General features: G+C 59.0%; 18 protein-coding genes. 14 read left to right on the top strand and 4 right to left on the bottom strand.

Annotated elements, in window-relative coordinates:
- The first annotated feature begins 6 nt into the window (after positions 1-6).
- Both NBH12_RS06455 and era read left to right on the top strand, forming a co-directional pair.
- Positions 7-1440 (top strand): hemolysin family protein, encoded by a 1434-nt coding sequence (locus NBH12_RS06455; RefSeq protein WP_065463896.1) that lies wholly within the window; start codon positions 7-9, stop codon positions 1438-1440.
- Between the two features lies 1 nt (position 1441).
- Positions 1442-2449 carry a GTPase Era gene (era, locus tag NBH12_RS06450; RefSeq protein WP_025221564.1) on the top strand — a complete coding sequence of 336 codons (1008 nt, stop codon included), beginning with the start codon at positions 1442-1444 and terminating at the stop codon, positions 2447-2449.
- A gap of 73 nt (positions 2450-2522) precedes the next feature.
- Here era and NBH12_RS06445 read toward each other — a convergent pair whose 3' ends face one another.
- Entirely contained in the window at positions 2523-4556 is a 2034-nt protein-coding gene (locus NBH12_RS06445; protein ID WP_052790670.1) for an AMP-dependent synthetase/ligase, read from the bottom strand.
- A gap of 392 nt (positions 4557-4948) precedes the next feature.
- Between NBH12_RS06445 and NBH12_RS06440 the strand changes: the two genes are divergently transcribed.
- From NBH12_RS06440 to NBH12_RS06430, 3 genes are read left to right on the top strand one after another with little or no spacing between them, the layout of a single operon-like run.
- Complete coding sequence (locus NBH12_RS06440) at positions 4949-6112, top strand: NAD(P) transhydrogenase subunit alpha (protein ID WP_250819294.1); 1164 nt, start codon at positions 4949-4951, stop codon at positions 6110-6112.
- A 15-nt stretch (positions 6113-6127) separates the two neighbouring features.
- Complete coding sequence (locus NBH12_RS06435; protein WP_003829267.1) at positions 6128-6433, top strand: NAD(P) transhydrogenase subunit alpha part 2; 306 nt, start codon at positions 6128-6130, stop codon at positions 6431-6433.
- Positions 6433-7857 (top strand): NAD(P)(+) transhydrogenase (Re/Si-specific) subunit beta, encoded by a 1425-nt coding sequence (locus NBH12_RS06430; protein ID WP_025221644.1) that lies wholly within the window; start codon positions 6433-6435, stop codon positions 7855-7857. Before NBH12_RS06435 ends, NBH12_RS06430 begins: the two co-directional genes overlap by 1 nt.
- A 105-nt stretch (positions 7858-7962) precedes the next feature.
- Here NBH12_RS06430 and NBH12_RS06425 read toward each other — a convergent pair whose 3' ends face one another.
- Positions 7963-9246 carry an OFA family MFS transporter gene (locus tag NBH12_RS06425; RefSeq protein WP_016463063.1) on the bottom strand — a complete coding sequence of 428 codons (1284 nt, stop codon included), beginning with the start codon at positions 9244-9246 and terminating at the stop codon, positions 7963-7965.
- A gap of 399 nt (positions 9247-9645) precedes the next feature.
- On the opposite strand from NBH12_RS06425, the gene NBH12_RS06420 reads away from it, so the two are divergent.
- The 4 genes from NBH12_RS06420 (at position 9646) to NBH12_RS06405 (ending at position 13776) form a co-directional block, all read left to right on the top strand.
- Positions 9646-10275 (top strand): 50S ribosomal protein L25/general stress protein Ctc, encoded by a 630-nt coding sequence (locus NBH12_RS06420; RefSeq protein ID WP_014483788.1) that lies wholly within the window; start codon positions 9646-9648, stop codon positions 10273-10275.
- A 223-nt stretch (positions 10276-10498) separates the two neighbouring features.
- Positions 10499-11626 (top strand): branched-chain amino acid aminotransferase, encoded by a 1128-nt coding sequence (locus NBH12_RS06415; protein ID WP_003829272.1) that lies wholly within the window; start codon positions 10499-10501, stop codon positions 11624-11626.
- Positions 11627-11824: 198 nt separating this feature from the next.
- Entirely contained in the window at positions 11825-12706 is an 882-nt protein-coding gene (locus tag NBH12_RS06410) for a nucleoside triphosphate pyrophosphohydrolase (RefSeq protein WP_250819293.1), read from the top strand.
- Between the two features lie 299 nt (positions 12707-13005).
- Positions 13006-13776 carry a trimeric intracellular cation channel family protein gene (locus NBH12_RS06405; RefSeq protein WP_003833274.1) on the top strand — a complete coding sequence of 257 codons (771 nt, stop codon included), beginning with the start codon at positions 13006-13008 and terminating at the stop codon, positions 13774-13776.
- Positions 13777-14028: 252 nt separating this feature from the next.
- On the opposite strand, the gene rpsT is transcribed toward NBH12_RS06405, so the two are convergent.
- Entirely contained in the window at positions 14029-14289 is a 261-nt protein-coding gene (gene rpsT / locus NBH12_RS06400) for a 30S ribosomal protein S20 (RefSeq protein WP_003829276.1), read from the bottom strand.
- Between the two features lie 146 nt (positions 14290-14435).
- Here rpsT and lepA point away from each other — a divergent pair, with 146 nt between their 5' ends.
- Both lepA and hemW read left to right on the top strand, forming a co-directional pair.
- The gene (gene lepA / locus NBH12_RS06395) at positions 14436-16316 is read left to right on the top strand and encodes a translation elongation factor 4 (protein WP_065464714.1); all 1881 of its coding nucleotides are present in this window, start codon (positions 14436-14438) and stop codon (positions 16314-16316) included.
- Positions 16316-17629 carry a radical SAM family heme chaperone HemW gene (gene hemW, locus NBH12_RS06390; protein WP_250819292.1) on the top strand — a complete coding sequence of 438 codons (1314 nt, stop codon included), beginning with the start codon at positions 16316-16318 and terminating at the stop codon, positions 17627-17629. Before lepA ends, hemW begins: the two co-directional genes overlap by 1 nt.
- 342 nt (positions 17630-17971) lie before the next feature.
- On the opposite strand, the gene NBH12_RS10855 is transcribed toward hemW, so the two are convergent.
- Positions 17972-18100, bottom strand: a complete 129-nt coding sequence (locus NBH12_RS10855; protein WP_258538327.1) for a hypothetical protein — start codon at positions 18098-18100, stop codon at positions 17972-17974.
- A 238-nt stretch (positions 18101-18338) separates the two neighbouring features.
- Here NBH12_RS10855 and NBH12_RS06385 point away from each other — a divergent pair, with 238 nt between their 5' ends.
- From NBH12_RS06385 to NBH12_RS06375, 3 genes are all read left to right on the top strand, one after another.
- A complete protein-coding gene (locus tag NBH12_RS06385; RefSeq protein ID WP_015438766.1) occupies positions 18339-19367 on the top strand; it encodes a LacI family DNA-binding transcriptional regulator in 1029 nt (342 codons plus the stop codon).
- 618 nt (positions 19368-19985) lie between these two features.
- Positions 19986-24557, top strand: coding sequence for a glutamate synthase large subunit (gene gltB / locus NBH12_RS06380; protein WP_250819291.1), 4572 nt, complete (start codon positions 19986-19988; stop codon positions 24555-24557).
- 1 nt (position 24558) lies between these two features.
- Positions 24559-26094, top strand: a complete 1536-nt coding sequence (locus NBH12_RS06375) for a glutamate synthase subunit beta (protein ID WP_025301265.1) — start codon at positions 24559-24561, stop codon at positions 26092-26094.
- Positions 26095-26200: the final 106 nt, after the last annotated feature.

The following is a 26200-nucleotide window of genomic DNA, read 5'->3' as shown; positions in this document are numbered from 1 at the left end:
ACCATTATGGAGTATTCCAGTACCACCTTGATTGTTATTACCGTCATCCTCGTTGTGGTGGCGGCACTGTTCGTCTGGTTCTCGTTGACCATGGCCGCTGCGGAAGGTGCCGTGGCACGCGTGACACGAGCCAGCTTGAACAACCTCATTCTTGAGGTACAGACTGACTCCGAGTCGAGCCAGTTCATCAAGATGAAGAAAATCGACAAGATTCATCGCGTTCAGCGTCTCATCGCCGACCGGTATGCCACGGCCGGCAGTTGCGCGTTCTTCCGCATCGCCTGCAATGTGCTCGATGGTGTACTCGTCTCCTCGATTGCGGCCCTATGGGGCGCCGAGCTGTGGGTTGGTCTGCTCGCCGGTTTCCTGTTCGCGATTATCGTGGCCGTGGTCTCCGTACTGGTGCGCCCGCGTACCGCCGGCATGACCAAACCGGTCGACATCATGATTGCCCACTCGCGCATTGTGGACCTTGGCTGCAAGCTCACGCCGTTCGCTCGCATTGGCGGCGACAAGTCTTCGGTCAAAGGCCCTGGTCGTCGTTCCAAGGATCCCAGCTTGTCCGATGACGAGGAGCTGGAGAAGATTCAGCTTGAACAGGGCAAGGCTGCGATTGATCGCTTGGTGGAATCCAACGATTTCGATCCGGAAGTCTCCGAGATGCTCCGCAATGTGCTCACTTTGTCGGATACCTTGACTCGCGAAATCATGGTGCCTCGTACCGACATGATTTGCATGGAGCGGGATGCCACGCTTGCTTCTGCTCTGAAACTGTTCTCCCGTTCCGGATTCTCCCGCGTTCCGGTGATCGGAGAGGACGTGGACGATCTGATTGGTGTGGCCTATTTGAAGGATGCGGTACGCGCCACGGCCTTCAACCCGGCCGCTATGGAACGTGATGTGGAGTCCATCGTTCGCCAGCCGATGCTGGTACCTGAATCCAAGCCGGTGGACGACTTGTTCCATGAGATGCAGCGTTCCCGTCAGCATGTGGCAGTGGTGGTCGACGAATATGGCGGCATCGCCGGCATGGTCACCATCGAGGATGCCATCGAACAGATTGTCGGTGAACTTGAGGATGAGCACGACCGTACGCAGCACACCGAACCGGAGAAAATCGGTGAGAACAAGTGGGAGATGCCTGCGCGAACGCCGATTGCCGATTTGGAAGAGATCTTTGAGATCGACATTGATGAGGACGACGTGGATACCGTGTACGGTTTGCTGACCAAGATTCTTGGTCGTGTGCCGATTGTGGGGGCTTCCGCTGTGACCCGCGGCCTGCGTCTGACTGCCGTGGATTCGGCCGGACGCCGTAAGAAGGTCTCCACCATTGTGGTTGAGCCGGCCCACGTCGAGGGCAGCAAGGAAGATGGCAGGACCAATGAAGAAGCCGGCGGTGAGACCGCTGAGAGCGATGAAACCGCCGACAAGGAGTGATATGGACGACCGAAACATCTCAAACGATGGCGTTGCCGCCGCTGCCAGCGAGTCAGTGAGGCAGGAAGTGCCGTACCGCTCTGGCTTTGTGGCTGTGGTCGGCCGACCGAACGTTGGCAAGTCTACGCTGATTAATGCTCTGATCGGCAAGCAGATTGCCATCGCCTCCTCCCGACCGGAGACCACGCGTAAAGCCATTCGCGGCATTCTGACCACTGATAATGCACAGCTTGTACTCGTGGATACGCCGGGCATTCACCGTCCGCGCACGCTGCTCGGCCAGCGTCTGAACGATGTGGTGGAGGAGTCGCTGTCTGACGTGGACGTGGTGGCGTTCTTGTTGCCGGCTGATCAGGAAATTGGCCCTGGTGACAAGCGTATTTTGTCCCGTCTGCGTACCGACTTTGCCACCAAGCGAGAGGACGGCTCGTTCGCGTGGCGCATCCCGCTGATCGCCATCGTCACCAAGATTGATGAACTCGGCCGTCAGCAGCTCATCAACAAGCTTATCGAGATCAACGAGTTCGCCGACTTTGCGGACATCGTGCCGGTGAGCGCCCTGAAGCATGACAATCTGGCCGAAGTGCGCAACGTGCTCATCGACCACACGCCCGAGGGACCGCAGATGTATCCGGACGACCAGATCAGCGAGGAGCGTCCCGAGGACACCATCGCCGAACTCGTGCGAGGCGCGTTCCTGGAGACGTTGGATGACGAGTTGCCGCATTCCCTGGCCGTGGTGGTCGATTCCATCGACTATCCGGAAGACAACGAGACCGGTCAGGGCTACGATGGCAAGGCTCAGGTCAATGTGTCCATTTATGTGGAGCGCGACTCCCAGAAGCCGATCATCATCGGCAAGGGCGCCTCGAACCTCACCTACGTCAAAAAGAAGCTGCGCACCCCGGTCAACCGCATCGTCGGCCAAAAAGCCAAGCTCGACCTCCACGTCAAGGTCGCCAAAGGCTGGCAGTCCGACCCCAAGCAACTAGAACGCCTCGGCTTCTAGGAATCGGCCTTCGACCGGTTATAACAAAGGGAGATTCCAATGGAATCTCCCTTTTGCTGTACTCGAGCCCTGCTTACTTCTTCTTGGTGTACATCTGGGTGTTGAGGAGGGTGGAGTAGCGCTTGATGACCTTGGGGCGGATGACCTTCATGGAGGCGGTCATCAGGCCGTTCTCCTGTGTGAACTCCTCAGGCAGGATGATGAACTTACGCACGGATTCGGCGCGGGAAACGCCTTCGTTGGCCTGATCGATCCACTTCTGGACCTCAGCGCGTACGGCGGCGTTCTGAGAGGCGTCCTCCAGAGACATGTTCTCGTCCAATCCCTTGGCGGCCAGCCAAGGACGCAAAGACTCCTCGTCCAGCGTAATCAGCGCGGAGATGAACGGACGCTTGTCGCCCAGCACCAGTGCCTGGGACACGAACTCGCAACGCTGAATGGCCTCTTCAATCGGACCCGGCGCCACATTCTTGCCACCTGCGGTGATGATGAGATCCTTCTTGCGGCCGGTAATATACAGGAAGCCATCGTTGTCGATACGGCCCAAATCTCCGGTGGCATACCAGCCATCTTCGGTGAACGACAGCTCGGTGGCCTCATCGTTCTTGTGATAACGCGGGAACACGGCGCGACCCTTGACCTGGATCTCGCCGTCCTCGGCAATACGCAGCGAGAAGCCGGGGAACGCGACGCCCACGGACCCGGCGTGGAACGGGGTTCCCAGCGGGTTGAACGCGCATGGTGCGGTGGTTTCGGTCAGACCATAGCCCTCGTAGACGGGCACGCTTGCGCCGCGGAAGAACGCAAGCAGTTCAGGGTCAAGCGGCGCGCCGCCGGCCACAATCCACTTCATGCGTCCACCCAGCACCTCACGCAGTGAGGAGTAGACAATCGGATCGAAGGCCGCGCGGCGGGCACGGGTCAATGCACTGGCCTTGCCGTTGGCGGAGATTTCCTTCATGTAGTTCTGGGCAGCCACCACGGCGGAGGCGAACACCACGCCCTTGGGGCCATGGCCGGCCTTCTGGGAGGCAGCGTTGTACACCTTCTCCAGCACACGCGGCACCACAATCATGATGGACGGCTTAGCCACCTGCAAATCACTAATCAGCGTCTTGATGCCGGCGGCGATGTAGATATGCATATTCGAGGCCACGACGATGTAATTGATGGCGCGGGCAAAGGAGTGGGCCTGCGGCAGGAACAGCAGGATGGTGTTCTTCTTGTTGTGCAGCAGCTCGGGCATGTAGTCCGGCAGGTTCAGCGCGGTCTGGCAGTAGTGCTCGTGGGTCATCTCCACGCCCTTCGGCGCGGCGGTGGAACCAGAGGTGTACACAATGGAGCACAGATCGGTTTTCTTGACCGAATCAATGCGCTCATCCAGTTCCTCGTCCGAGATGCCGGCACCATAGGCCTTGATCTCATCAAGAGCGCCGGTCTCGATGCATAGGATGCGCTCGAGTGAGGGGCATTCCTCCACGGCGCCTTCCGCCTTCTCTCGCATGGCGGAATCCTGCACGATGAGCAGACGCGCGTCAGAATTGTTGACGATATTGCGGATTTGTTCGGCCGAGTCGGTGTCGTAGATGGTGGCCAGCACGCCGCCGCAGGCCATGATGGCCGCATCGGTCAGATCCCAGTCATAGGAGGTGCGGCACATGAACGCCACGCCGTCGCCCTTCTTGATGCCGTAGTGCAGCAGGCCCTTGGCCACGGCACGCACTTCGGCGAGGAACTCATTGGCGGTGACGGTCACCCATTCGTTGTCGGACTTGTAGGTATACAGCGGTTCGTCACCCATGCGCTTGGCGCGATCCGCATACAGGTCGTAGATGGACGTGCCGTCGTCCAGAGGCGGATTGCCGGCAGTGGACGTGGTGAGCAGTCCGGTTTCCGGGTCGATGTCGGTGACGGTCAGATGGCCGTCATCCCAATCGTCGCTGTGCGGCAGTTCGATGTTGGCTTCCTGCGGCACATCGGCATTGGACAGATAATCGGGCTCGTCCGGAGTGTCGTCGTGAACCGGGTGAACGAAGTCGGATCCCAACCTGAGTGCCTTGCGGGTCAGATTGATGGTGTGCTGCGTAAAGGAATTGATAACCGACAACTCTTGCTCCTGTAAACCTTTCAGTGCCGTTCGAGCATAAGCCGAACGCTCTCAAACTTTAGATTGTAATCGTTCACATCGAACTCGTCACCTTACGCAACCGTAGGAAAAGCCTACGCAACCGTAGGTTTTGGGAGGTTCTATGTGGTGGATGGACACTGACGCTCTGATTGTTGGGTAACAGACTGCCGATAGTGGTTGGAGATCGTTCGACTACTGCCTAGATGTCATCCAATCGAGTTGACGCAGCAGGGATGCGAAGACGAAAAATGCGGGTCTTTTGCCCCGATTGTTCCGCCTAACGAGTCGAATCGCCCATATCCTTCACTCTTCGGCTACAATTGCGCCTTGGATAACCATGTCCATTCAAAGTAGAACAAGAAAGGGCTCTCATGGCGCAAAACCCAGAAGCCACCGTGGTGTTCGGCGTTTTGAATGAAACGTCTGAAACGGAATCCCGCGTCGCGTTGACGCCGGATATCGTCACCCGGCTGAAGAGGAGTGGAGTCTCCTCGGTTATTGAGGCCGGTGCCGGCATTGCCGCCGAATACACCGATGAGGATTACGAAAAGGCCGGCGCAAAGGTGACCAGCCGTGACGAAGTGCTCGCTCAAGCCGACGCGCTCGGTTTCGTGGACCGTCCGTCCACCGATATCATGAGTAAGCTCAAGGCAGGCCAGTGGGTGATTGGTATGCTCGGTTCCTTTACCGACGCCGATTACGTGGCCGCACTCGAGCAGGCCGGTCTGGTTGGTATCGCCATCGAGAAGCTGCCCCGCAAGCTTTCCAGCGCCCAGTCCATGGATGAGATGACCTCGCAGAACTCCGTCATGGGATACAAGGCCGCTATCACCGCCGCCGATGCCTATGGCGCATTCCTGCCGATGATGACCACTGCTGCCGGCACGATTCGCCCGGCCAAGGCTCTGGTGCTCGGTGCAGGTATCGCCGGTCTGCAGGCCATCGGTACATTGAAGCGCCTTGGTGCGGTCGTCACTGCATACGACGTGCGTCCCGCTTCTCAAGGCGAGGTCGAATCCCTGGGCGCCAAGTTCCTTGATCTGGGACTTGACTTTTCCAAGGGCCAGGACGAGGGTGGTTACGCTCGTGCGCTGACCCCCGAAGAGCAGGCCCAGCAGCAGGCGGCTGTCGATGAGAAGGCCGCTGGCTTCGACATCATCATCACCACCGCCAAGGTTCCGGGCCGCAAGCCTCCGGTGCTGCTCACTGCGGCCGGTGTCAACGGCCTCAAGCGCGGTGCCGTGATTGTGGACTGCGCCGCTTCTGATCTTGGTGGCAACGTCGAGGGGTCCGCCGTAGGCGAACAGGTCACCGAGGGTGGCGTCAAGCTGATTGGCGCCCCGTACCTGGCCTCCGGTGTGGCCACCACCGCGTCCAACCTGCTTTCACGTAACGTGGCTGACATACTCGTGCACTTCGTGCGTGACGGCAAGCTCGGCCAGGATCTTACCGAAGAGCTCGACGACGCACTGGTGGTCGCCGGCCGCGCAGGGGCTCCGGCTGCTGCCGCCGAGTCCGAGCAGTCCGAGAAGTAAGGAAGAAGGAATATTATGCCTACTCTCGTTGTTTCCATTACCCTGTTCGTCCTCGCGCTGCTTATCGGTATCGAGGTCATCGGCAAGGTGCCCGCCACCCTGCACACGCCGTTGATGTCCGGCGCAAACTCCATCCACGGCATCGTTATTGTCGGTGTGGTGATTGTGGCCGCCGAGGCCAACACCCCGCTGGCTTACGTGTTCATCTTCCTGGCCGCAGTGCTCGGCACCATGAACGTCGTCGGCGGTTATGTGGTCACTGACCGCATGCTCGAGATGTTCAAGTCCAGCAAGAACGAGAAGAAGGGGGAGTCGAAGTAATGACCTCCGCGACCGTTGGAGCCATCGACATCGTCGCATGGTTCGTCTACCTGTTCTCCGCCGTCCTGTTCGTGGTCGGTCTGCATTTCATGAACTCGCCGAAGACCGCCCGAAAGGGTAACCAAATCTCCGCGTTCGGCATGGTCGTGGCCGTGCTCATGGCATTCATCGTGCTCTTCGCCAAGGGCTTCGTGAACGTCGTGGCCGTGGTGGTGCTGGTCGTCGGCATCCTGATCGGTGCCGTGGCCGGTGTCGTCTCTGCCAAGAAGGTGAAGATGACCGACATGCCGCAGCTGGTCTCCGTGTTCAACACCGTGGGTGGTGGCGCCGCCGCGCTCGTGGCCCTGAACGACATCCTGACCAAGGAAGGCACTCCGGACATCGTGGTGCTCATCACCGCTGGCCTAGGCATTCTCATCGGCTCCGTGACCTTCACCGGCTCGCTGATCGCAGCCGGCAAGCTGCAGGGCATCAAGTGGGTCAAGAAGCTCACCATGCCGGGCAAGGGCGTGTGGAACATCCTGTTCATCGTGCTGACCATCGCCAGCTTTGTCATGCTGTGCGTCCAGCCCGAGCAGCGACTGCTCTGGTCGATCCTGACCACCGTGTTCGCCCTGTGCTACGGCCTGGTCTTCGTGATCCCGATCGGCGGCGCCGACATGCCCGTCGTCATCTCCGTGCTCAACGCCTGCACCGGTACGGCCGTGGCCATGTCCGGTCTGGCGATTGACAATGTCGCCCTGATCGTGGCCGGCGCGCTCGTCGGTTCCGCCGGTGTGACCCTATCCATTCTCATGGCTCAGGCCATGAACCGTCCGCTGCTGTCCGTGCTGGCCGGTGGCTTTGGTGGCGGCTCCGATGCCGCCGCTGCTGGCGACGGTCCGGAAGGCACCATGAAGGAAACCACTGCCGACGATCTGGCTGTTCAGCTTGTTTACGCGCAGAAGGTCATCTTCGTACCCGGCTTCGGCTTGGCTCAGGCCCAGGCCCAGCGCGAGCTCGCCGACCTCGGCGAACTGCTCAAGGGCCACGGCGTGGAAGTCTCCTACGCCATTCACCCGGTCGCAGGCCGTATGCCCGGCCACATGAACGTGCTGCTGGCTGAAGCCAACGTGCCTTACGAAGAGCTCGTGGATCTCGATGAGATTAACCCGCAGTTCCCGCAGGCCAACGTGGCCTTGGTTGTGGGCGCCAACGATGTGACCAACCCGGCTGCCCGTCGCCCTGGCACCCCGGTTTCCGGTATGCCGATTCTCGACGTTGACAAGTCCCAGAACGTCGTGGTCATGAAGCGTGGCCGTGGTATGGGCTATGCCGGCATCCAGAACGAGCTGTACTTCGAAGGCAACACGCAGATGTTGTTCGGCGACGCCAAGGCCAGTCTGCAGGCCGTGATCGCTGCGGTCAAGGAGCTCATCAGCTGATGGTGCCGCGACGTTCGCGCATTGCCGCATGAGAATATGAGTGGGGGTGTGCCTTCGCAAGAAGGACACCCCCACTCATATCAATGGGCGGTCACATAAAGCCGGTCAGTTCGATTGAGCGGCGGCGCGCTTGCCCTTCGTGCCGAGCACCACGGCGATGATGGACGCGAGAGCGATGGCGTACAGCACGGTGATGATCGGGATCAGCGCGCTGTAGCGGTGGGCCGCGTCCGCCGTATGGGAGACGACGAAGGACGCCAGCTGGTTGCCGGACAATCCGGCGAACGCCCACGCGCTCAGAGCCAGCCCGTGCACGGTCGACACCGACTTCATGCCGAAGTGCTGCTCAAGCAGCACCGGCAGCGTGGAGAATCCGCCGCCGTATCCGGCGTTGACGAGGAACAGCATCGTCACGATCAGCCACAGGGTGCCGTTGTCGATCGAATGCGTGAAGATCTGCAGCGCGCACACCGCGATGGACATGATGAAGATCACCAGATATGCGGTCTCACGGCGCTTGCAGTGGTCGGACAGCGTGGAGAACCCGACACGTCCGGCCGCGTTGAACACGGCGTCGACGGCCAGGACGACGCTGATGCTTCCCGCGATGGCCGTGGCCAGCTGGGCCGCGTTCAGCGATGCGTACTTCGGAAGAATGGACAACGCATCATGCAGGATGTCCTTCTCCTGGGAGATCAATGCCAGACCGCAGGTGATGTTGAGATAGAAGGCCAGCCAGATCGCCCAGAACACCGGCTTCTTCATGATGTCGCGACGACGGATGCGGGTCTCAGCGGAGTACACGTATCCGGCGGGGCGCTTGATCAGCGCGAATCCCAGCAGCATCATCACCGCATAGACGGCTGCGAGGATGTAGAACATGGGCGCCAGTCCGACGGTGGAGATCAGCCACTGCATGACCGGGCTTGCGATGGCCTTGGCCAGACCGAATCCCGCGACGGCGATGCCGGTGGCGAGACCCTTATTGTCGGCGAACCACAGCATCAGGTTCTTCACCGGCGTCAGATAACCGACGCCGAGTCCGATGCCCATGATCACGCCATAGAAGATGAACACGCCGGGGAGCCATCCCGCCGCGATGCTGACTCCGGTGCCGGCGAATCCGCAGACGAAGCAGACCGTCGAGATCAGGGCCGATTTCTTGATGTCCTTTTCGACGAAGGGTCCAAGGAAGGCGGCCGACATGCCAAGGAAGAAGATGGCAAGCGAGAAGCCCCATTCGACGATGCCTGGCGCCACGTGCATCTGATCGGCGATCAGTTGTTTGAACACGCTCCAGCAGTATACGGTGCCGATTGAGATGTGAATGAGCAACGCCGGAATAACGGCGCGCACCCAGCGGTTTTCCCCATGCTGTTGATTGACCATGTACTATTCGTTCCTCTCTTGTTGTGTTCGCCCTGCGGCGAACAAGCAACAACGTAGTTGGAAGAGTGGCCCGCCTCGATATGCGTGGACAGTGGCGGAGGGGGGCTTGTGAAACGTTGGTATCACTGGGTTTTTTTGGAAAATGAACATCGTTGATGTTCGCTCCGGGAGTAATCATGAGGAAAATCTCATGTGAGTATCGTCACGGTTCTCGCGGGGCGCGTCGGGCCGTCGCCGCCATTGTCCGGCGCGTGCGTATAATTCATCAATGTTGTCTTGGCGAGGGAGGCGCATGCTTCCGTAATCGACTCGGCGTGTGGTTCGCAAACCCTCTTGGGTTTTCTTCACGGCTCGTTGATGCGCCGAAACACCATGAACGAAACTCTCAAGGAGATATATATGGCTACCACCATTAAGCTTGAAGGCGAAGTCCGCAACGAGTTCGGCAAAGGCGTTGCCCGCCGTCTGCGCGTTGCCAACAAGATCCCGGCCACCATTTACGCCGGTGGCGCCGACCCGGCCTTCGTGACCCTGCCGATGCGTGAGACCACCCTGGCTCTGCGCCACACCAACGCCCTGTTCACCATCGAGTTCGGCGGCGAGTCTAAGATGGCCGTTGTCAAGGACGTGCAGAAGAACCCGGTCAAGCGCATCATCGAGCACATCGACTTCTTCGAGGTCAAGGCCGGCGAGAAGATCGACGTTGAGGTGCCGGTGTTCGTTGAGGGTACCCCGAAGGGTGCTGCAGTGGCATTCGTCGACATTCAGGAGCTCAAGGTTCGCGCCGACATCTCCAACCTGCCCGAGAAGATCGTGGTCAACGTCGAGGGCCTGACCGACGGCACCAAGGTCTTCGCCAAGGACATCGAGCTGCCGGAAGGCGCCGAGCTGGACGTCGAGCACGCTGAGGAATCCGTCGTCACCATCGAGGTTCCGGAGGACGCCACCGAGTTCACCTCTGCTCCGGAAGCTGCTGCTCCGGCTGACGCCACTGCCGCTGCTCCTGCCGCCGACGCTGACGCCAAGTGATGAAACCGGTCGTCTTCATGGCGGCCGATCTGAATCATAATTGCAACAGAGGAACCCGTAACCGTGGAAACGGTACGGGTTCCTCTGTTTTCACCATGTGAACTCTGCCACACGGGCAACACATGGGTGTGTAAAAGTATGCAACAGAGCTCGCGCCACAAGCGCACAGCACATACCCCATCTGGTGGCCTTCGTGCCGCCAAAGTCAAGAAGAAGTAGCCAAATGACTGAAAACACGCACCACGATCCGGCAGCGCTCGATAAGCTCACCGAACCGTTCACCGTACTGCCGAACGACAACCCCGCATCCGATGAGAAGCGTCAGTCCCTCATCGACAAGCCGGCTTTCGGCCAGGTGTTCTCCGACAACATGACCCACATGACCTGGACCAAGGGCGAAGGTTGGTCCGACCGCCGCGTCGAACCGTACGCACCGCTCAAGATGGATCCGGGTGCTTCCGTGCTGCACTACGCACAGGAGTGCTTCGAGGGCCTCAAGGCTTACCGTCATGCCGACGGCTCCACCTGGCTGTTCCGCCCGGATGCGAACGCCGAGCGTTTCCAGAACTCCGCCAAGCGTCTGTACCTGCCTGAGCTGCCGATTGACGACTTCCTCGGTTCCGTGGCCGCGCTGGTCAAGCGCGACGCCAACTGGGTGCCGTCCCGCCGCGAGTACACGCTGTACATGCGTCCGTTCATGTTCGCTTCCGAGCCTTTCCTCGGCGTGCGCGCTCCGCAGGAAGTCGACTACTGCGTGATCGCTTCCCCGTCCGGCCCGTACTTCCCGGGCGGCGTCAAGCCCGTGAGCATCTGGGTCGAAGACAAGTGGTTCCGTACCGGCCCTGGCGGCACTGGTTTCGCCAAGTGCGGTGGCAACTACGCCGCCTCCCTGCTCGGTGAGTATAAGGGTATCGAGAACGGCTGCGAGCAGGTCTGCTTTGTGGACGCCGCCACCAAGACCTACCTCGAAGAGCTCGGCGGCATGAACATGATGGCCGTGCACAAGGATGGCCACGTGGAGACCCCGTCCCTGACCGGTAACATTCTGCCGGGTGTGACCCGTCGCTCCCTGATTCAGCTGCTGCAGGACAAGGGCCACGACGTAGTCGAGACCATGATCGCCCTCGACCAGCTGCTCGAGGACATCAAGTCCGGCGAAGTCACCGAGGTGTTCGCTTGCGGTACCGCCGCCATCATCACCCCGATTGGTCGCTTCAAGTCCGAGAAGTTCGATGTCACCGTCGCCGACGGCGGCTCCGGCGAGCTGACCGTTGCCCTGCGCGACGAACTGCTCGGCATCCAGCTCGGCGAGGTCGAAGACCCGCATAACTGGATGTGGAAGGTGTGCTGAAACAGCGCATTTTATTTCTGACTAAGACCCCTTGGAACAGCAACAATTCCAAGGGGTCTTGGCGTATCTAGAATATTCTGTATCTGGAGAGATTCAGATGAGGGAAGCAATATTTCGCAACAAATAATATGATTTAGGTTTCTGTGCGTTGCGGAGGCTTGTTCTGGTGCGTCCAGATGAGAAAAGGAGCAAAAAGCTATGAGTAAGATCAGTGACGAGACTGGATACCATAACTCAGACTATCGTCTACCGGCAGGCTCCGAACACTGCTCGAAGTTGAAGCCGGTGGTTGAGGCAGCGACGGCGTTGGACCGGGTCAAGGCTGTGGTGGATGTGCTGTATTCGCCGGGCGGTTGCCCGTGGGATGGCAAGCAGACGAATGAGTCGCTGCTCAAGAATCTGCTCGAAGAAACTTACGAATACATTGACGCGGTGGAAACTCACGACCGCGACAATATGCGCGAGGAACTGGGTGATGTGTTGTTGCAATCCGTGTTTCAGGCACGTGTCTGCGAATCGGATGCCGAGGATCCGTTCGATATTGATGAGGTCGCCGACCGTCTGGTGAACAAGCTCATTACCCGTCATCCGCATGTGTTTGCGGCTGATGATGCTGCCGATTCCTCTGATGATGACGGCAAAGATGGGGGAGCGGCCTCCCAATCCGAATCCCCGGAAGCCGTGCTGGCACTGTGGGAAAAGATGAAGCAGCAGGAGAAGCATCGTAAATCTATATTAGAAGGTATTTCTCGGGCTCAAGGTGCATTGTCGCGTGCCGCCAAGGTAGTCTCGCGCATCTCCAAATCACCGAATGCTGATGAATTGTTCGCTGCATTTGCTGATTCGTCTTCGGCTAGCACGCAGCAAGATGTCGAGCAGACCCAAGCGGCAAATCAATCCGAATCGAACGGAGGCAATTCCGTTGAACGGGGAAAGGCCGATGCCTACGCGGATGAGATTTTTGCTATCGTGCGCGAGGCCCGTACCGACGGTATCGATATCGAGGCAGCGCTGCGCAACCGCTTGCGTGATATCGAAGAAAAAGTTGTTCAAATCGAATCAGAAATCAACAACGGTTAGGTCATGAGTGGCTGTTGATTTTGATTATTACACCTAGCGGTGCTGTCTGCCAAAGACTGGCAGGTTAGCAGCGTTCCATATGTCTCAACGGTGCTAACTTGCCAGTGCTTGGCAGATTGGTCCTATTTTCCCTAGCTCGCTCATGCTTTGACCGTGTGCTTTCCTCCCATTCCTCTGTCTCGGGCAAGGCTTGGGGTAGGCTCGGGCACGGCGGACGGCAGCGCCGAATGAGGATAAAAGAGAACAAAACGAAGACGGACTGAGACGAACCGAAGCGGTATAAAGAGGGGGAGCGGCTCATGCAGGTGGCGTTGGAGAACAACATCGTTTTTGTGGTTATCGAATACCTCGCTATCCTGTGCTGGGGCTTGTCAGGTGGTCTGTCCGCCATCCACAAGGGCTACGATATCTTTTCCATTATGGTGTGCGGTTGGCTCACCGCGCTCGGCGGTGGTCTCGTGCGCGACGTAATGCTTGGTGCCCTGCCTCCGGTGGGCATCACCGATAAAGGGTATGTACTCACCACGCTGTTCTCTGGCGTCATCGCGGTGGTGGCTCATCCGGAAATCACCAAACTCAAATGGACGATGACTGTCATCGATGCCTTGGGCCTCGGTCTGTTCGCGGTCAACGGCACTGCCAAGGCACTGGCCTACGGATCTTCAGGCATGACCGCCGTATTCCTCGGCATGTTCACCGCTCTCGCCGGTGGCCTTATTCGAGATCTCTTCATCGGTGACGTACCGATGATTATTCGTGATAAGCATCTCTATGCCGTACCTTCGTTCATCGGCTGCATTCTGACCGTACTGGTATGGCGTGGCGTGAGATACGGCTGGTTTGATATGCGCTCGGAAATGCTGCTTGATGTGCTGATTGTCATCATTGTGGTGGCATTGCGACTGCTTTCGGTCGGTTTCAATGTCACCTTGCCCGGTGCCATCGAACGGCGACATGTGTATTTGCCTAGCGAAAATCGGCATATTCAGCAATCAGGTGGCCGAGGTAACGCTAATACCGTGGATAATGAGGATACGCCTCAGGATGGTTCAAGGCTATCTCAGGGCTAACTGCCTTCAAAGAGGTATATTTGGCCCTCTGCAGAATGCTAACTACTTTCAAAGAGGTGTCTAAAGCACGAAACGTTGTGAGTATAAGTGTTGCAATGACGGTGTTTATACTTGGGTTTTCCGTATTCGGTACCCCCTTGAACGGAGATATCATTTCGCAAGAATGCCAATGTACCTCTTTGAACGAAGATACAAAAAGTCCCGCAAATCACATGACTTGCGGGACTTTCTAAAACCTTAAGAGGCTTATGCTCACAGAGCGTTGATCGCAACAGCGAGGCCGGACTTGCGGTTGGCGGCCTGGTTCTTGTGGATCACGCCAGCGCCAGCAGCCTTGTCGAGCTTCTGGGCGGCAACCTTGTAGGCGGCCTCGGCGGCAGCCTTGTCACCGGCGGCGATGGCTTCGCGGGTGGCGCGGATGGCGGTCTTCAGGCCGGTCTTCACAGCCACGTTGCGAAGGTGCGCCTTCTCATTAGTGAGCACGCGCTTCTTCTGCGACTTAATGTTTGCCACGTTTACTCCAAACGATGTGTGTTATAAGGACATACAAATAGAAGAGGATAGCATGTGCCCCGGAAAAACCCGTGCAATGCCACGCCGAATACAGTCCCTCGGCTACACTAGGTGAAGTTTGAGTATATGCCAAGAGGAGGAATGCGTTGGTCGTCCAACACAATCAGCCGGGTTCCACCGATCAGTCGGTGATTCGCAACTTCTGTATTATTGCGCACATCGATCACGGCAAGTCCACCGTGGCCGACCGCATCCTGCAGCTGAGCGGCATCGTGCCTGAGCGTGAGATGCGCGACCGCTTCCTTGACCGTATGGATATCGAGCAGGAGCGCGGCATCACCATCAAATCCCAGGCCGTACGCGTGCCGTGGACCTTCGATGGCACCGAATACACGCTCGGCATGATTGACACCCCCGGTCACGTGGACTTCACCTACGAGGTGTCCCGTGCGTTGGCCGCGTGCGAGGGTGCGGTGCTGCTCGTCGATGCGACCCAGGGCATCGAGGCGCAGACCCTGTCCAACCTGTACATGGCCATCGACCATGATTTGGCCATCATCCCCGTGCTCAACAAAATCGATTTGCCGTCCGCCGAACCGGACAAGCACGCCGAGGAAATCGCCGGCCTGATCGGTTGCGAGCCAAGCGACGTGCTGCGCGTCTCCGGCAAGACAGGCGAAGGCGTGGCCGATTTACTTGACCAGATCGTCATGGATGTGCCTGCTCCGCACGGCGATCCCGAAGCGCCCGCCCGCGCGCTTATCTTTGATTCCGTCTACGACTCCTACCGTGGCATCGTCACCTATATTCGTATGGAAGACGGCGAACTGCACGACCGTGAAAAAGTGCACATGATGGGCATCGGCATGACCCACGATCCGATCGAAATCGGCGTGATCAGCCCCGACATGACCCGTACCAAGGCACTTGGCGCCGGCGAAGTCGGCTACATCATTACTGGCGCAAAGGATGTGAGCCAGTCCAAGGTGGGCGACACCCTGACCTCGGCCGTCCGACCGGCTACTGAGCCGCTGCCCGGCTACCGCGACCCCAAGCCGATGGTCTATGCCGGCTTGTTCCCGATCGACAACGCCCAGTTCCCCGAACTGCGCGACGCGCTCGACAAGCTCAAGCTCAACGATGCCGCCCTGATCTACACGCCGGAAACCTCCGTGGCTCTGGGTTTCGGCTTCCGCTGCGGCTTCCTGGGTCTGTTGCACATGGAAATCGTCAACGAACGACTGTCACGCGAATTCGGCCTTGATTTGATTCAAACCGCCCCGAACGTCACCTACGACGTGACCGCCGAGGATGGCAGCGAACACCACGTGACTAACCCGAGCGAGTTCCCGGACGGCAAGATCAAGAAGATCGTCGAGCCGATGGTCGCCGCCGACATCATCACGCCGAAGGAATTCATTGGCGCGGTGATGGATCTGTGCCAGGACCACCGCGGCATTATGGGCACGATGGAGTACATTTCCACCGAGCGCGTGGAAATGCATTACCGCATTCCGCTGGCCGAAATCGTGTTCGATTTCTTCGATCAGCTGAAGTCCCGTACCAAAGGCTACGCCTCCCTTGATTACCATGAGGACGGCGAGCAGTCCGCCGACCTGGTCAAGGTGGACATTCTCATCCAGGGTGAGAAGGTGGACGCATTCAGCGCCATCGTGCACCGCGACAAGGCCTACAGCTACGGCGTGATGATGACCAAGAAGCTGCGTGGCCTGATTCCGCGTCAGCAGTTCGAGATTCCAATTCAGGCCGCAATCGGTTCGCGCATCATCGCCCGCGAGAACATTCGCGCCCTGCGCAAGGACGTGCTCGCCAAGTGCTACGGCGGTGATATCACCCGTAAGCGCAAGCTGCTCGAAAAGCAGAAGGCCGGTAAGAAGCGCATGAAGATGCTCGGTCATGTGGAGGTGCCGCAGGAGGCGTTCATCGCAGCCCTGTCCACCGGCGAGGACTCCAACGACCGCGATACCAAAGACAAGATCCGCGCCGCTCAGAAGACCGAGGGCTAGTGTTCGAGGTCTACATCCACGTCCCGTTCTGCTTGCGGCGCTGCGGTTACTGCGACTTCAACACCTACACGGCTACGGATCTTGGTGCGGGGGCCTCGCGCGGCAACTATGCCAATATGGTCATTCGGGAAATGAAATTGACCAAGCAGTGGCAGCTCGATCACGGCATCGCGGAGCCGCCGGTTTCTACCGTATTCTTCGGGGGTGGTACACCCACGATTCTTGCCGCTCGTGACTTGGTAGCCATGCTGGATGCTATCCGCAAGACTTGGGGTATCGCGTCCAACGCGGAAATCACTACCGAAGCCAATCCGGACACCGTCAACGAGTATTACATCAATGAGCTCGCAGCCGGCGGCTTCACCCGTGTTTCCTTCGGTATGCAGTCCGCCGTACCACATGTGCTCAAGACTCTCGACCGCACACATACGCCGGCCAATGTGGCCGCAGGCGTCAATGCGGCGAACAAGGCTGGGCTGCGCTCAAGCGTGGATTTGATTTACGGCGCTCCGGGGGAGAGCCTTGACGATTGGCGTACCTCGGTTACGACCGCCATCGATCTTGGCGTGAACCACATCTCCGCCTACGCACTGACCGTGGAGCCGACCACGAAAATGGGCCGTCAGATTGCCGCCGGCACGTTGCCCAAACCCAATGACGATGACGAGGCCGCTAAATACGAGATCGCTGACGACCTGTTCGCCGCCGCCGGCCTCGAATGGTATGAGGTCTCCAACTGGGCCCGCCCCGGATACGAAAGCCAGCACAACCTAGGCTACTGGCGCAATGTCGACTGGGCTGGCGTAGGGCCGGGTGCTCATTCTCATTACAGCAATGTGACTGAGATTGACCGCCCCCAGTCAGCTTTGCTGACAGCCCCCGCCAGCGGGGGCACAACCGAGGCCATCGCCCCCGCTGGCGGGGGCTGTCCGGCGGAGGCCGGACTGGGGGTGGTTCCCGTCTCCCACGGCCTGCGCAGCTGGGATATTGCGCACCCGCGACTGTGGGGAACTGCCATCAACGAGCATCGCATACCGTGGGCCGATAGCGAGGCAATCACTGCGGAGGAGAACCTCGAAGAGCTCATCATGCTTGGCCTGCGTTTGCGCGAAGGCCTTGACCTCGGCCGCATCAATCAGGCCATCGCAGCCAACGAGAACACTTCATGGCAGACCATTGCCGTCGATTCGCTTCGACCGATGGTTGACGAAGGTCTGATCACCATATCCGGCAATCGTGTCATCCCCACCCGCCGAGGGCGCCTGCTCAATGATTCGGTTATCGAACGGTTCTTCGGCCTTGCCGGCATCTGACCGGCTCGTCCTCGATTGCAGTGGAATCAGGGGAGAATCACGGATGCCACTGCCAACGCCATGGCTTGCCTCTGATTACAGTGGCATCAATTGTCGGATGTCTTTTTCATAGCGGGAGATTTCTTGCTTACCGACTCATAGGGCGGAGTCGGCGTAACGAAATGAAGATGCCGGTTGGAGAAATTCACAATCACTAAGAAATAGAAAAGTATATATGGACGCCGTTGTCCGGTTATCGTTCAGTTATTGCGATATTCAATTATCGAATTGGCGAATTGACGCCGGGGGATTGACGTTCATTAATAACGTGCAATCTCATATGGAACGCTGTGCTGAAGTGATTCAGCGAGCGTCCTTGTCGTCACCCTTCATGAGGTCAACGAACACTTTGGAGCTGGCGCGACCGTACTGGCTCATGGAGCTCAGACCGTACATAGCGAAACCGCGAATCATGGAATCCTTGAAGGACATGGCTGTTTCCTTTCATTGGTCAAAGCCTTGCAGCTTTGATTTATTTCTTTGGCTTCTTTCTGAAACCGGTTTCAGAATAACGCATATCAATGACGAATACAAGAGATACGGCCAACCTTCGGTGTTTCTCACTGGTTCCGCGCATGCTACGGAGTCAGCACCCGTTATATTGCGTGTACATTTGTATGAGAAGCGTAACGACTGAGACGAGTCGGCGAACAATGGGGGCTCGAAAACAATGGCGAGAAGTACGGGACGCACCCGTCCGGTAATCAAAGACGTGGCCAAGCTGGCTGGAGTTTCAGCTCCCACGGTGTCTCGTTATCTCAATGGCACGGTCAATGTGACCGAGGACAGGCGTGCGCGCATCGCCAAAGCCATCAAGGAACTGGGCTATGAACCCAGCATCGTGGCCCGTGCCTTGTCGAACCGGGAAATGGATTCGGTAGTGGTATTCGCTGCCAATCCCGCCGCCTTTTCCACCTCCGAAACGAATCATGGCGTTGAGGCCGCCGCCCGCAAACGTCGATTCCTGCTCAACATCGTGTCCCTGGATGAATCCGACATGGAATCCGTCGAGGCACGTGTGCGCATGGGTCTGTCGATCAGACCGGCTGGAGTGGTTGTTTACGAATACGATCAGGCCGGTATCGCGGCACTTGACTATATTCCCAAGGATATGCCGAAGGTCGTGGTCGGTGGCAGTTTCGGCGACGGCGACTACCAGATCATCAACGCCGAACGAGATGGTGGTCGTTGGATGACCATGCACCTGTTGGATCTCGGCCACAAAACCGTCTTCTACGTTGGACGGGTGCAAGGAGCTACTGACAACACCCGTGCCAATGGGTGGAAAGATGCGTTGGAGGAGCGGGGGATTGAGGCTCCCGAACCCATTGTTGTATCCGACGGCAATCTGGAGAAAGCCGTCAAGGCGGGGCATGAACTCGGCCGTCGTGGCGAGGCGACCGCGATTTTTGCCGACAGTGACGAAACCGCGATCGCTGTGATTCGTGGTTTGCGAGAGACCGGTCGACGTGTGCCGGATGATGTCAGCGTGGTCGGATTCGACGATCGTAATTTCGGTGCCCTATGGGAACCCTCTCTGACCAGCTATACCCAGAATTTCTTGGACATGGGGGAGCGGTCATTCCGCATGCTGTTTGAGCAGATTCAGGCCAAGCGTACGGGTGCCGACATGCCACCTTCCCAGATTGAAGTAGTGCAGGGGCAGCCTTGCCTACGCGCTTCCGAACGAGAGATCTGAAGGGTCTGGGGTTTTTCCCGATTACTACTTGCTCTGCGCTGCAGAATTGCGGTCAGTCGTCGCGGACCGAAGCCGTTGCCATTGCCGTTCCGCTTGGTGTTTTGCTCATCAGGGTGTGGCGCTCCCAGTACAAAGAAGCGCCGGCAGCCGGCCTGCCATAGAGGCTCCGCTGCCGCCGCTGCGCCTCGCGCGCATATAGTATCCATGGAGTTGATGTTGACAAACGATTCGCGATTACCGATGACCAATACCGGCTTGCCTGAACCATGATGTAGCACCTGTTCCTCGTGACCGGCCTGCACATGATGATGCAGTATGACGGCGATCACCTCCGTCGGTTTGCTCGACATTCATTGAGCGAACTGTTGATTGCTGTTCACAATACGGACGTTTCTGTGTCGAATTTTTTGTGGTCTAGTAGACATTGCGAGCTAAAACGCCCGAAACACCCCATAATTGGCTATAACAGATTGCTTGAGAATCACTATTGACTTTTATGGCGACTCGGTATATGGACACGCGAAACGTAAATGACATGACGCAACGGTACTGTGTCAACAGCAATGAACGAAGAGGCACGATTCCCTTACGTGCCCACAAGCAATTGAGGTGATTTCGGTGACATTCAAAGCCCCGCTCGATCTCACGGTCCACGCTCCGGACGGTATGTATGACTCCTCCAATGAGCATGACGCCTGTGGTGTGGGTATGGTCACCACTTTGAACAAGCGCCCCGAGCGCAAGATCGTCACCGACGCCATCGAGGTGCTGGTCAACCTCGATCACCGTGGTGCCGTCGGCGCCGAGGAGAACACCGGTGATGGCGCAGGCATCCTGATGAGCATGCCGGATGAGTTCATGCGTGCCACTGTGCCCGCCGAACTGCCGGAAGCCGGTCACTATGCCGCAGGCATCGCTTTCCTTGACCGCGATATCGAAACCTCCGGTCAGCAGGAACAGGCCATCGCCAAAATCGTGCGCGAGGAAGGCCTTGAAGTTCTCGCCTGGCGAGTAGTGCCCACCAACCCGGACGGCCTTGGCCTGCAGGCCCTTGCCGCCATGCCGGGATTCAAGACTCTCGTGGTCGCCTCTGCGGACGGTGCTCTGGCCGGCGTGGACTTGGATCGCAAGACCTTCCGCATCCGCAAGCGCGTCGAGCATGAGGTAGGCGTCTACTTCGCTTCCCTGTCCGCCCGTACCATTACGTACAAGGGCATGCTCACCACCATGCAGCTCACTCACTTCTTCGAGGATCTGAACGACGAGCGCATGAAGGCCACCATCGCCATCGTCCACTCCCGCTTCTCCACCAACACGTTCCCGAGCTGGCCGCTGGCTCAGCCGTTCCGCCTGCTGGCCCACAACGGTGAGATCAACACTATCCAGGGCAACCGCAACTGGCTCTCCGCCCGTGAAGGTCGCCTGAGCAGCGAATTGCTCGGCGAGTTCGAGCCGCTGCTGCCCATCACCACCCCGGGCTACTCCGATTCCGGCACCTTCGACGAGTGTCTCGAACTGCTGCATCTCGCCGGCCGTTCCCTGCCGCACGCCATCTGCATGATGCTGCCGCCGGCGTGGGAGAAGAACCCCGACCTCGACCCGGACGTGCGCGCCTTCTACGAGTACAACAATACGCTGATTGAGCCTTGGGACGGCCCGGCCGACATCGTCTTCACCGACGGCACTCAGGTGGGTGCACTGCTTGACCGTAACGGCTTCCGCCCCGGCCGCTGGCAGCTCACCGACGACGGCTACATCGTGCTGGCCTCTGAGGCCGGCGTGATTCCGGAAATCGAGCAGGAACACATCGTGTCCAAGGGCCGTCTTGAGCCCGGTAAGATGTTCCTAGTCGACACCGCCGAAGGCCGCATCATTCCCGATGAGGAGATCAAGAAGACCCTCGCCTCCCAGCACCCGTACCGCAAGTGGGTGGAAGGCAACTCGGTCGAGATGAGCGACCTGCCCCGCCGCGAGCACGTGAGCCACTCCGGACAGTCCGTCCAGCGCCGTCAGCGCGCCTTCGGCTACACCGAAGAGGATCTGAAGCTGCTGCTCACCCCGATGGCCAACACCGGTAAGGAACCGCTCGGCTCCATGGGTAACGACACCCCGATGCCGGCCTTGTCCAGCCGCAGCCGCATGCTGTTCGACTACTTCACCCAGAAGTTCGCGCAGGTCACCAACCCGCCGCTGGATTGGGAGCGTGAGGAAATCGTCACCTCGCTTGAATCCGCCATCGGCCCTGAACCGAACCTGCTGTCCGATTCCGAACTGCACGCCAAGAAGATTCTGATTCCGCTGCCCGTGGTCAACTCTGATGAGATGGCCCAGCTCAAGCGACTTGACAAGGCCCGTATCCTCGGCGGCTACTACCGTCCGTACGTGGTCAAGGGCCTGTACCAGGTCGCCGGCGGGGGCAAGGCCCTCCAGGAGCGTCTTGACGAGATCTTCGCCGAAATCGACGAGGCCATTGATAACGGCAAGAACTTCATCGTCCTGTCCGATCGTGAATCCAACCACACCTGGGGCCCGATTCCGTCCCTGCTGCTGACCTCCGCCGTGCAGCACCACCTGTTGCGCCGCCACACCCGTACGCAGATCTCTATGGCCGTCGAGGCCGGCGACGTGCGCGAGATTCACCATGTCGCGCTGCTCATCGCCTACGGTGCCGCCTGCGTGAACCCGTACCTGGCATTCGAATCCGTGGAAGACCTGGCCCGCAACGGCTACCTCAAGGTCGACGCGGACACCGCCGTCAAGAACCTCACCAAGGCCCTGTCCACCGGCGTGCTCAAGATCATGTCCAAGATGGGCGTCTCCACCATCATGAGCTACCGTGGCGCACAGCTGTTCGAAGCCGTGGGCCTGAGCAAGGAAGTCATCGACGAATACTTCACCGGCACCACCTCCCGTGTGGGTGGCGTGGGCCTTGACGAGATCGCCGAAGAAGTGGCCATTCGTCACCGCGTGGCCTACCCGAACCAGTGGAGCGCATCCCCGCACCGCAACCTGCGCACTGGCGGCGACTACAAGTGGCGTCGTACCGGCGAGGACCACCTGAACGATCCCGAGGCCATCTTCCTGCTCCAGCAGTCGACCCACCGTGGCGACTACCAGATGTTCAAGAAGTATTCGCACCACATCAACGACACGTCGAACCGACTCATGACCCTGCGTGGCCTGATGAAGTTCAACAACAACCGCAAGCCCATCGACATCTCCGAAGTCGAGCCGGCCACCGAAATCGTCAAGCGCTTCTCCACCGGTGCCATGAGCTACGGTTCCATCTCGCAGGAAGCCCACGAGACGCTCGCCATCGCCATGAACTCGATTGGCGCACGCTCCAACTCCGGCGAGGGCGGCGAATCCGACGACCGTATCAACGATCCGCAGCGTTACAGCCGCATCAAGCAGATCGCATCCGCACGTTTCGGCGTCACCTCTGATTACCTGGTACACGCCACCGATTTGCAGATCAAGCTCGCCCAGGGCGCCAAGCCTGGTGAGGGCGGCCACCTACCCGGAGCCAAGGTTCCGCCGTGGATTGCCAAGGTTCGCCACGCCACCCCGGGCGTGGAACTCATCTCCCCGCCGCCGCACCACGACATCTACTCCATCGAGGATCTGAAGCAGCTGATCAACGATGCGAAGATGGCCAACCCGAAGGCACGTATCCACGTCAAGCTCGTTTCCGAGTTCGGCGTCGGCACCATCGCCGCAGGTGTGGCCAAGTGCCATGCCGACGTGGTGCTTATCTCCGGCTATGACGGCGGTACGGGTGCAGCCCCGCTCAACGCCATCAAGCACGCCGGCACCCCGTGGGAGATCGGCCTGTCCGAAACCCAGCAGACGCTGATCCTGAACGGCCTGCGCTCCCGCATCGTCGTCCAGTGCGATGGCGAGCTCAAGACCGGTCGTGACGTGGTCATCGCCGCCCTGCTTGGTGCCGAGGAATTCGGCTTCGCTACCGCAGCCCTGATCGTGGAAGGCTGCGTCATGATGCGCGCCTGCCAGAAGAACACCTGCCCGCAGGGCATTGCCACCCAGGATCCTGAGCTGCGCGCTCGTTTCCGTGGCAAGCCTGAGCATGTGGTCAACTTCTTCATGTTCATCGCTGAGGAAGTGCGCGAGATTCTCGCCCAGCTCGGCTTCAGGACTCTTGAGGAGGCCATCGGCCACGTTGAATGCCTCGATCAGAACGAAGCCATCAAGCGTTGGAAGTCTGACGGCATCGATCTGAGCAACGTGCTGAAGCAGGCAGGTCCGGTTCCGGGCACCATCCTGCACCAGACCATCGAGCAGAATCACGAGCTCGAGAAGGCTCTCGACAATGAGCTCATCAAGCTCGCCGAGCCGGCGCTTGAGCGCAAGGAGCCCGTGCGCATCGAAATGCCGATTCGCAACGTCAACCGTACTGTCGGCACCATGGTCGGCTACGAGATCACCCGCCGCTACGGCGAGGAAGGTCTGCCGGACGACACCATCGACATGACCCTGCACGGTTCCGGAGGCCAGTCCATCGGTGCCTTCATTCCGCGTGGCGAGACCTTGCGCATCTACGGCGAAGTCAACGACTACGCCGGCAAGGGCCTGTCCGGCGGTCGCATGATCGTGCGTTCCGAGGAAGGCGTCACCTTCGACAAGCACGAGAACGTCATCGCCGGCAACGTCACCGGTTTCGGTGCCACCTCCGGCCAGATGTTCGTGGCAGGTCGTGCAGGCGAACGCTTCGCCGTGCGTAACTCCGGTGCCACATTCGTGGTGGAAGGCGTGGGCGACCACGGCTGCGAATACATGACTGGCGGCACTGTAGTAGTGCTCGGCCCAACCGGCCGCAACTTCGGCGCAGGCTTCTCCGGTGGCAACACCTACGTGCTTGACCTCGACATGAAGAAGGTCAACCCGGGCGCCATCAAATCCGGCAGCCTCCTGTTCAAATCGCTGAACGCCGAAACCGCCAAGCTGGTACACGATCTCGTCAAGCAGCACGCAGAAGAGACCGGCTCCCAGTTCGCAGCAGCCCTGCTTGAGGACTGGAATGAAACGGTCAAGCGCTTCACTCATGTGGTGCCGAAGCAGTACTTGGCCATGACCAAGGCTATGGAAGAAGCCAAGGCCAACAACATCGATTTCAATTCGCCCGGAGCCTGGGAAGAGGTTTACGAGCACGTCACGGAAGGAGTGCGCTGACATGGGCGACCCAAGAGGATTCCTGAAAGTCCGTACCCGCCGCGAGCTGGCTGAACGCCCCATCGAGGAACGTATCAAGGACTGGTTCGACGTGCACGCCGAATCCGGTCTGCAGCCGTGGACTCGCGAACAGGCCGCACGTTGCATGGATTGCGGCACCCCGTTCTGTATGACCGGCTGCCCGCTCGGCAATGTGATTCCTGAATGGAATGATCTGGTCCGCCAGGGCAAGTGGGAGGACGCTTACAACCGTCTTTCTCAGACCTCCAACTTCCCGGAGTTCACCGGCCGTATCTGCCCGGCACTGTGTGAGCAGGCTTGCGTGCTTGGCATTCACCAGCCGCCGACCATGATTAAGAATGATGAGGTCACCATCATCGATCAGGCATGGGGGCTCGGCTATGTCAAGCCTCTACCGCCGCAGCGCCTGACCGATCAGACCGTGGCCGTAGTCGGCTCCGGCCCTGCGGGTCTTGCTGTGGCACAGCAGCTGACCCGCGCCGGCCACACCGTGGTTGTCTACGAAAAGGATGATGCTCTCGGTGGCCTGATGCGTTACGGCATTCCGAACTTTAAGCTCGAAAAGGGTCTGATTGACCGCCGTATCGAGCAGATGGAAGCCGAAGGCACCCGCTTCCGCACCAATGTGGAAATCGGCCAGGACATCTCTTGGGATGAGCTGCGCGATCGTTACGATGCTGTGGTTGTGGCTATTGGCTCCCGCGTGCCTCGCGATATGAAGATTCCGGGCCGCGAGCTCGATGGCATCCACTTTGCTCTCGACTTCCTGCCAGATGCTACTCGCCGCGTCTTCGGCGTCAAGCCCGTCAACGACATCACCGCAAAGGACAAGCATGTGGTGGTCATCGGCGGTGGCGACACAGGCTCCGACTGCCTTGGTACTTCCATCCGTCAGGGTGCCAAGTCCGTCACCGTGCTGCAGATCATGCCGAAGGAACCGACCTCCCGTCCGGATAATCAGCCGTGGCCTACCTTCGCTCGTCTCTACCAGAAGACCACGTCGATGGCCGAAGGCGGCGAATATCTGTACAACACCGATTCCGTGAACTTCGTCGGTTCTGAAGAGGAACAGTCCAAGGTCACCATTGAGGACTCCGCTACTGCGGAAGGCTTCGTGGCTGATGAGCGTGGCCATGTGACCGGCTTGAAGATTGTGAACGTGGCTCCCGGCGAGAACGGACCGTTCACCCGCCAGCCCGGCACCGAGCGCGTGATTCCGGCCGATCTGGTGCTTATCTCTGTGGGCTTCCTGCACCCGGATACCACCACGCTGGTCGACCAGCTGCCGGTCGAGCTCGACAAGCGCGGCAACATCGCCCGCAACGATAACTTCGCCACTTCTCAGGATGGCGTGTTCGTTTGCGGTGATGCCGGCCGTGGCCAGAGCCTCGTGGTCTGGGCCATTGCGGAAGGCCGCTCCTGCGCCTCCGCTGTGGACGAGTACCTCATCAAGGAAAAGAGCGAGCTGCCGGCCCCCATCAAGGCCAGCCAGCGCCCTATGATGCTGCCTCGCTGAATACTTTCCTAACAAAAGTATGAAAATCCCCTCTTTGGAGGGGATTTTCGCGTTTCTGGGATTCAATATTGCCTTAATTCTTAAGTAATGTCTATATTTCGAGAAT

Origin of the sequence: Bifidobacterium sp. M3-N-101, assembly GCF_023656805.1 — a bacterium.
In the GTDB taxonomy this organism is placed as follows: domain Bacteria; phylum Actinomycetota; class Actinomycetes; order Actinomycetales; family Bifidobacteriaceae; genus Bifidobacterium; species Bifidobacterium breve.
Note: the sequence above shows the minus strand (reverse complement) of the source record. Positions and strands in the feature narration are given on the sequence as shown.

Coding starts and splice junctions, on each gene's coding strand:
- NBH12_RS06420 (WP_014483788.1), top strand. CDS start 9,646: ATGGCTACCACCATTAAGCTTGAAGGCGAAGTCCGCAACGAGTTCGGC.
- NBH12_RS06435 (WP_003829267.1), top strand. CDS start 6,128: ATGCCTACTCTCGTTGTTTCCATTACCCTGTTCGTCCTCGCGCTGCTT.
- NBH12_RS06405 (WP_003833274.1), top strand. CDS start 13,006: ATGCAGGTGGCGTTGGAGAACAACATCGTTTTTGTGGTTATCGAATAC.
- NBH12_RS06385 (WP_015438766.1), top strand. CDS start 18,339: ATGGCGAGAAGTACGGGACGCACCCGTCCGGTAATCAAAGACGTGGCC.
- NBH12_RS06425 (WP_016463063.1), bottom strand. CDS start 9,246: ATGGTCAATCAACAGCATGGGGAAAACCGCTGGGTGCGCGCCGTTATT.
- NBH12_RS06455 (WP_065463896.1), top strand. CDS start 7: ATGGAGTATTCCAGTACCACCTTGATTGTTATTACCGTCATCCTCGTT.
- NBH12_RS06375 (WP_025301265.1), top strand. CDS start 24,559: ATGGGCGACCCAAGAGGATTCCTGAAAGTCCGTACCCGCCGCGAGCTG.
- NBH12_RS06410 (WP_250819293.1), top strand. CDS start 11,825: ATGAGTAAGATCAGTGACGAGACTGGATACCATAACTCAGACTATCGT.
- NBH12_RS10855 (WP_258538327.1), bottom strand. CDS start 18,100: ATGTCCTTCAAGGATTCCATGATTCGCGGTTTCGCTATGTACGGTCTG.
- era (WP_025221564.1), top strand. CDS start 1,442: ATGGACGACCGAAACATCTCAAACGATGGCGTTGCCGCCGCTGCCAGC.
- NBH12_RS06430 (WP_025221644.1), top strand. CDS start 6,433: ATGACCTCCGCGACCGTTGGAGCCATCGACATCGTCGCATGGTTCGTC.
- NBH12_RS06440 (WP_250819294.1), top strand. CDS start 4,949: ATGGCGCAAAACCCAGAAGCCACCGTGGTGTTCGGCGTTTTGAATGAA.
- NBH12_RS06415 (WP_003829272.1), top strand. CDS start 10,499: ATGACTGAAAACACGCACCACGATCCGGCAGCGCTCGATAAGCTCACC.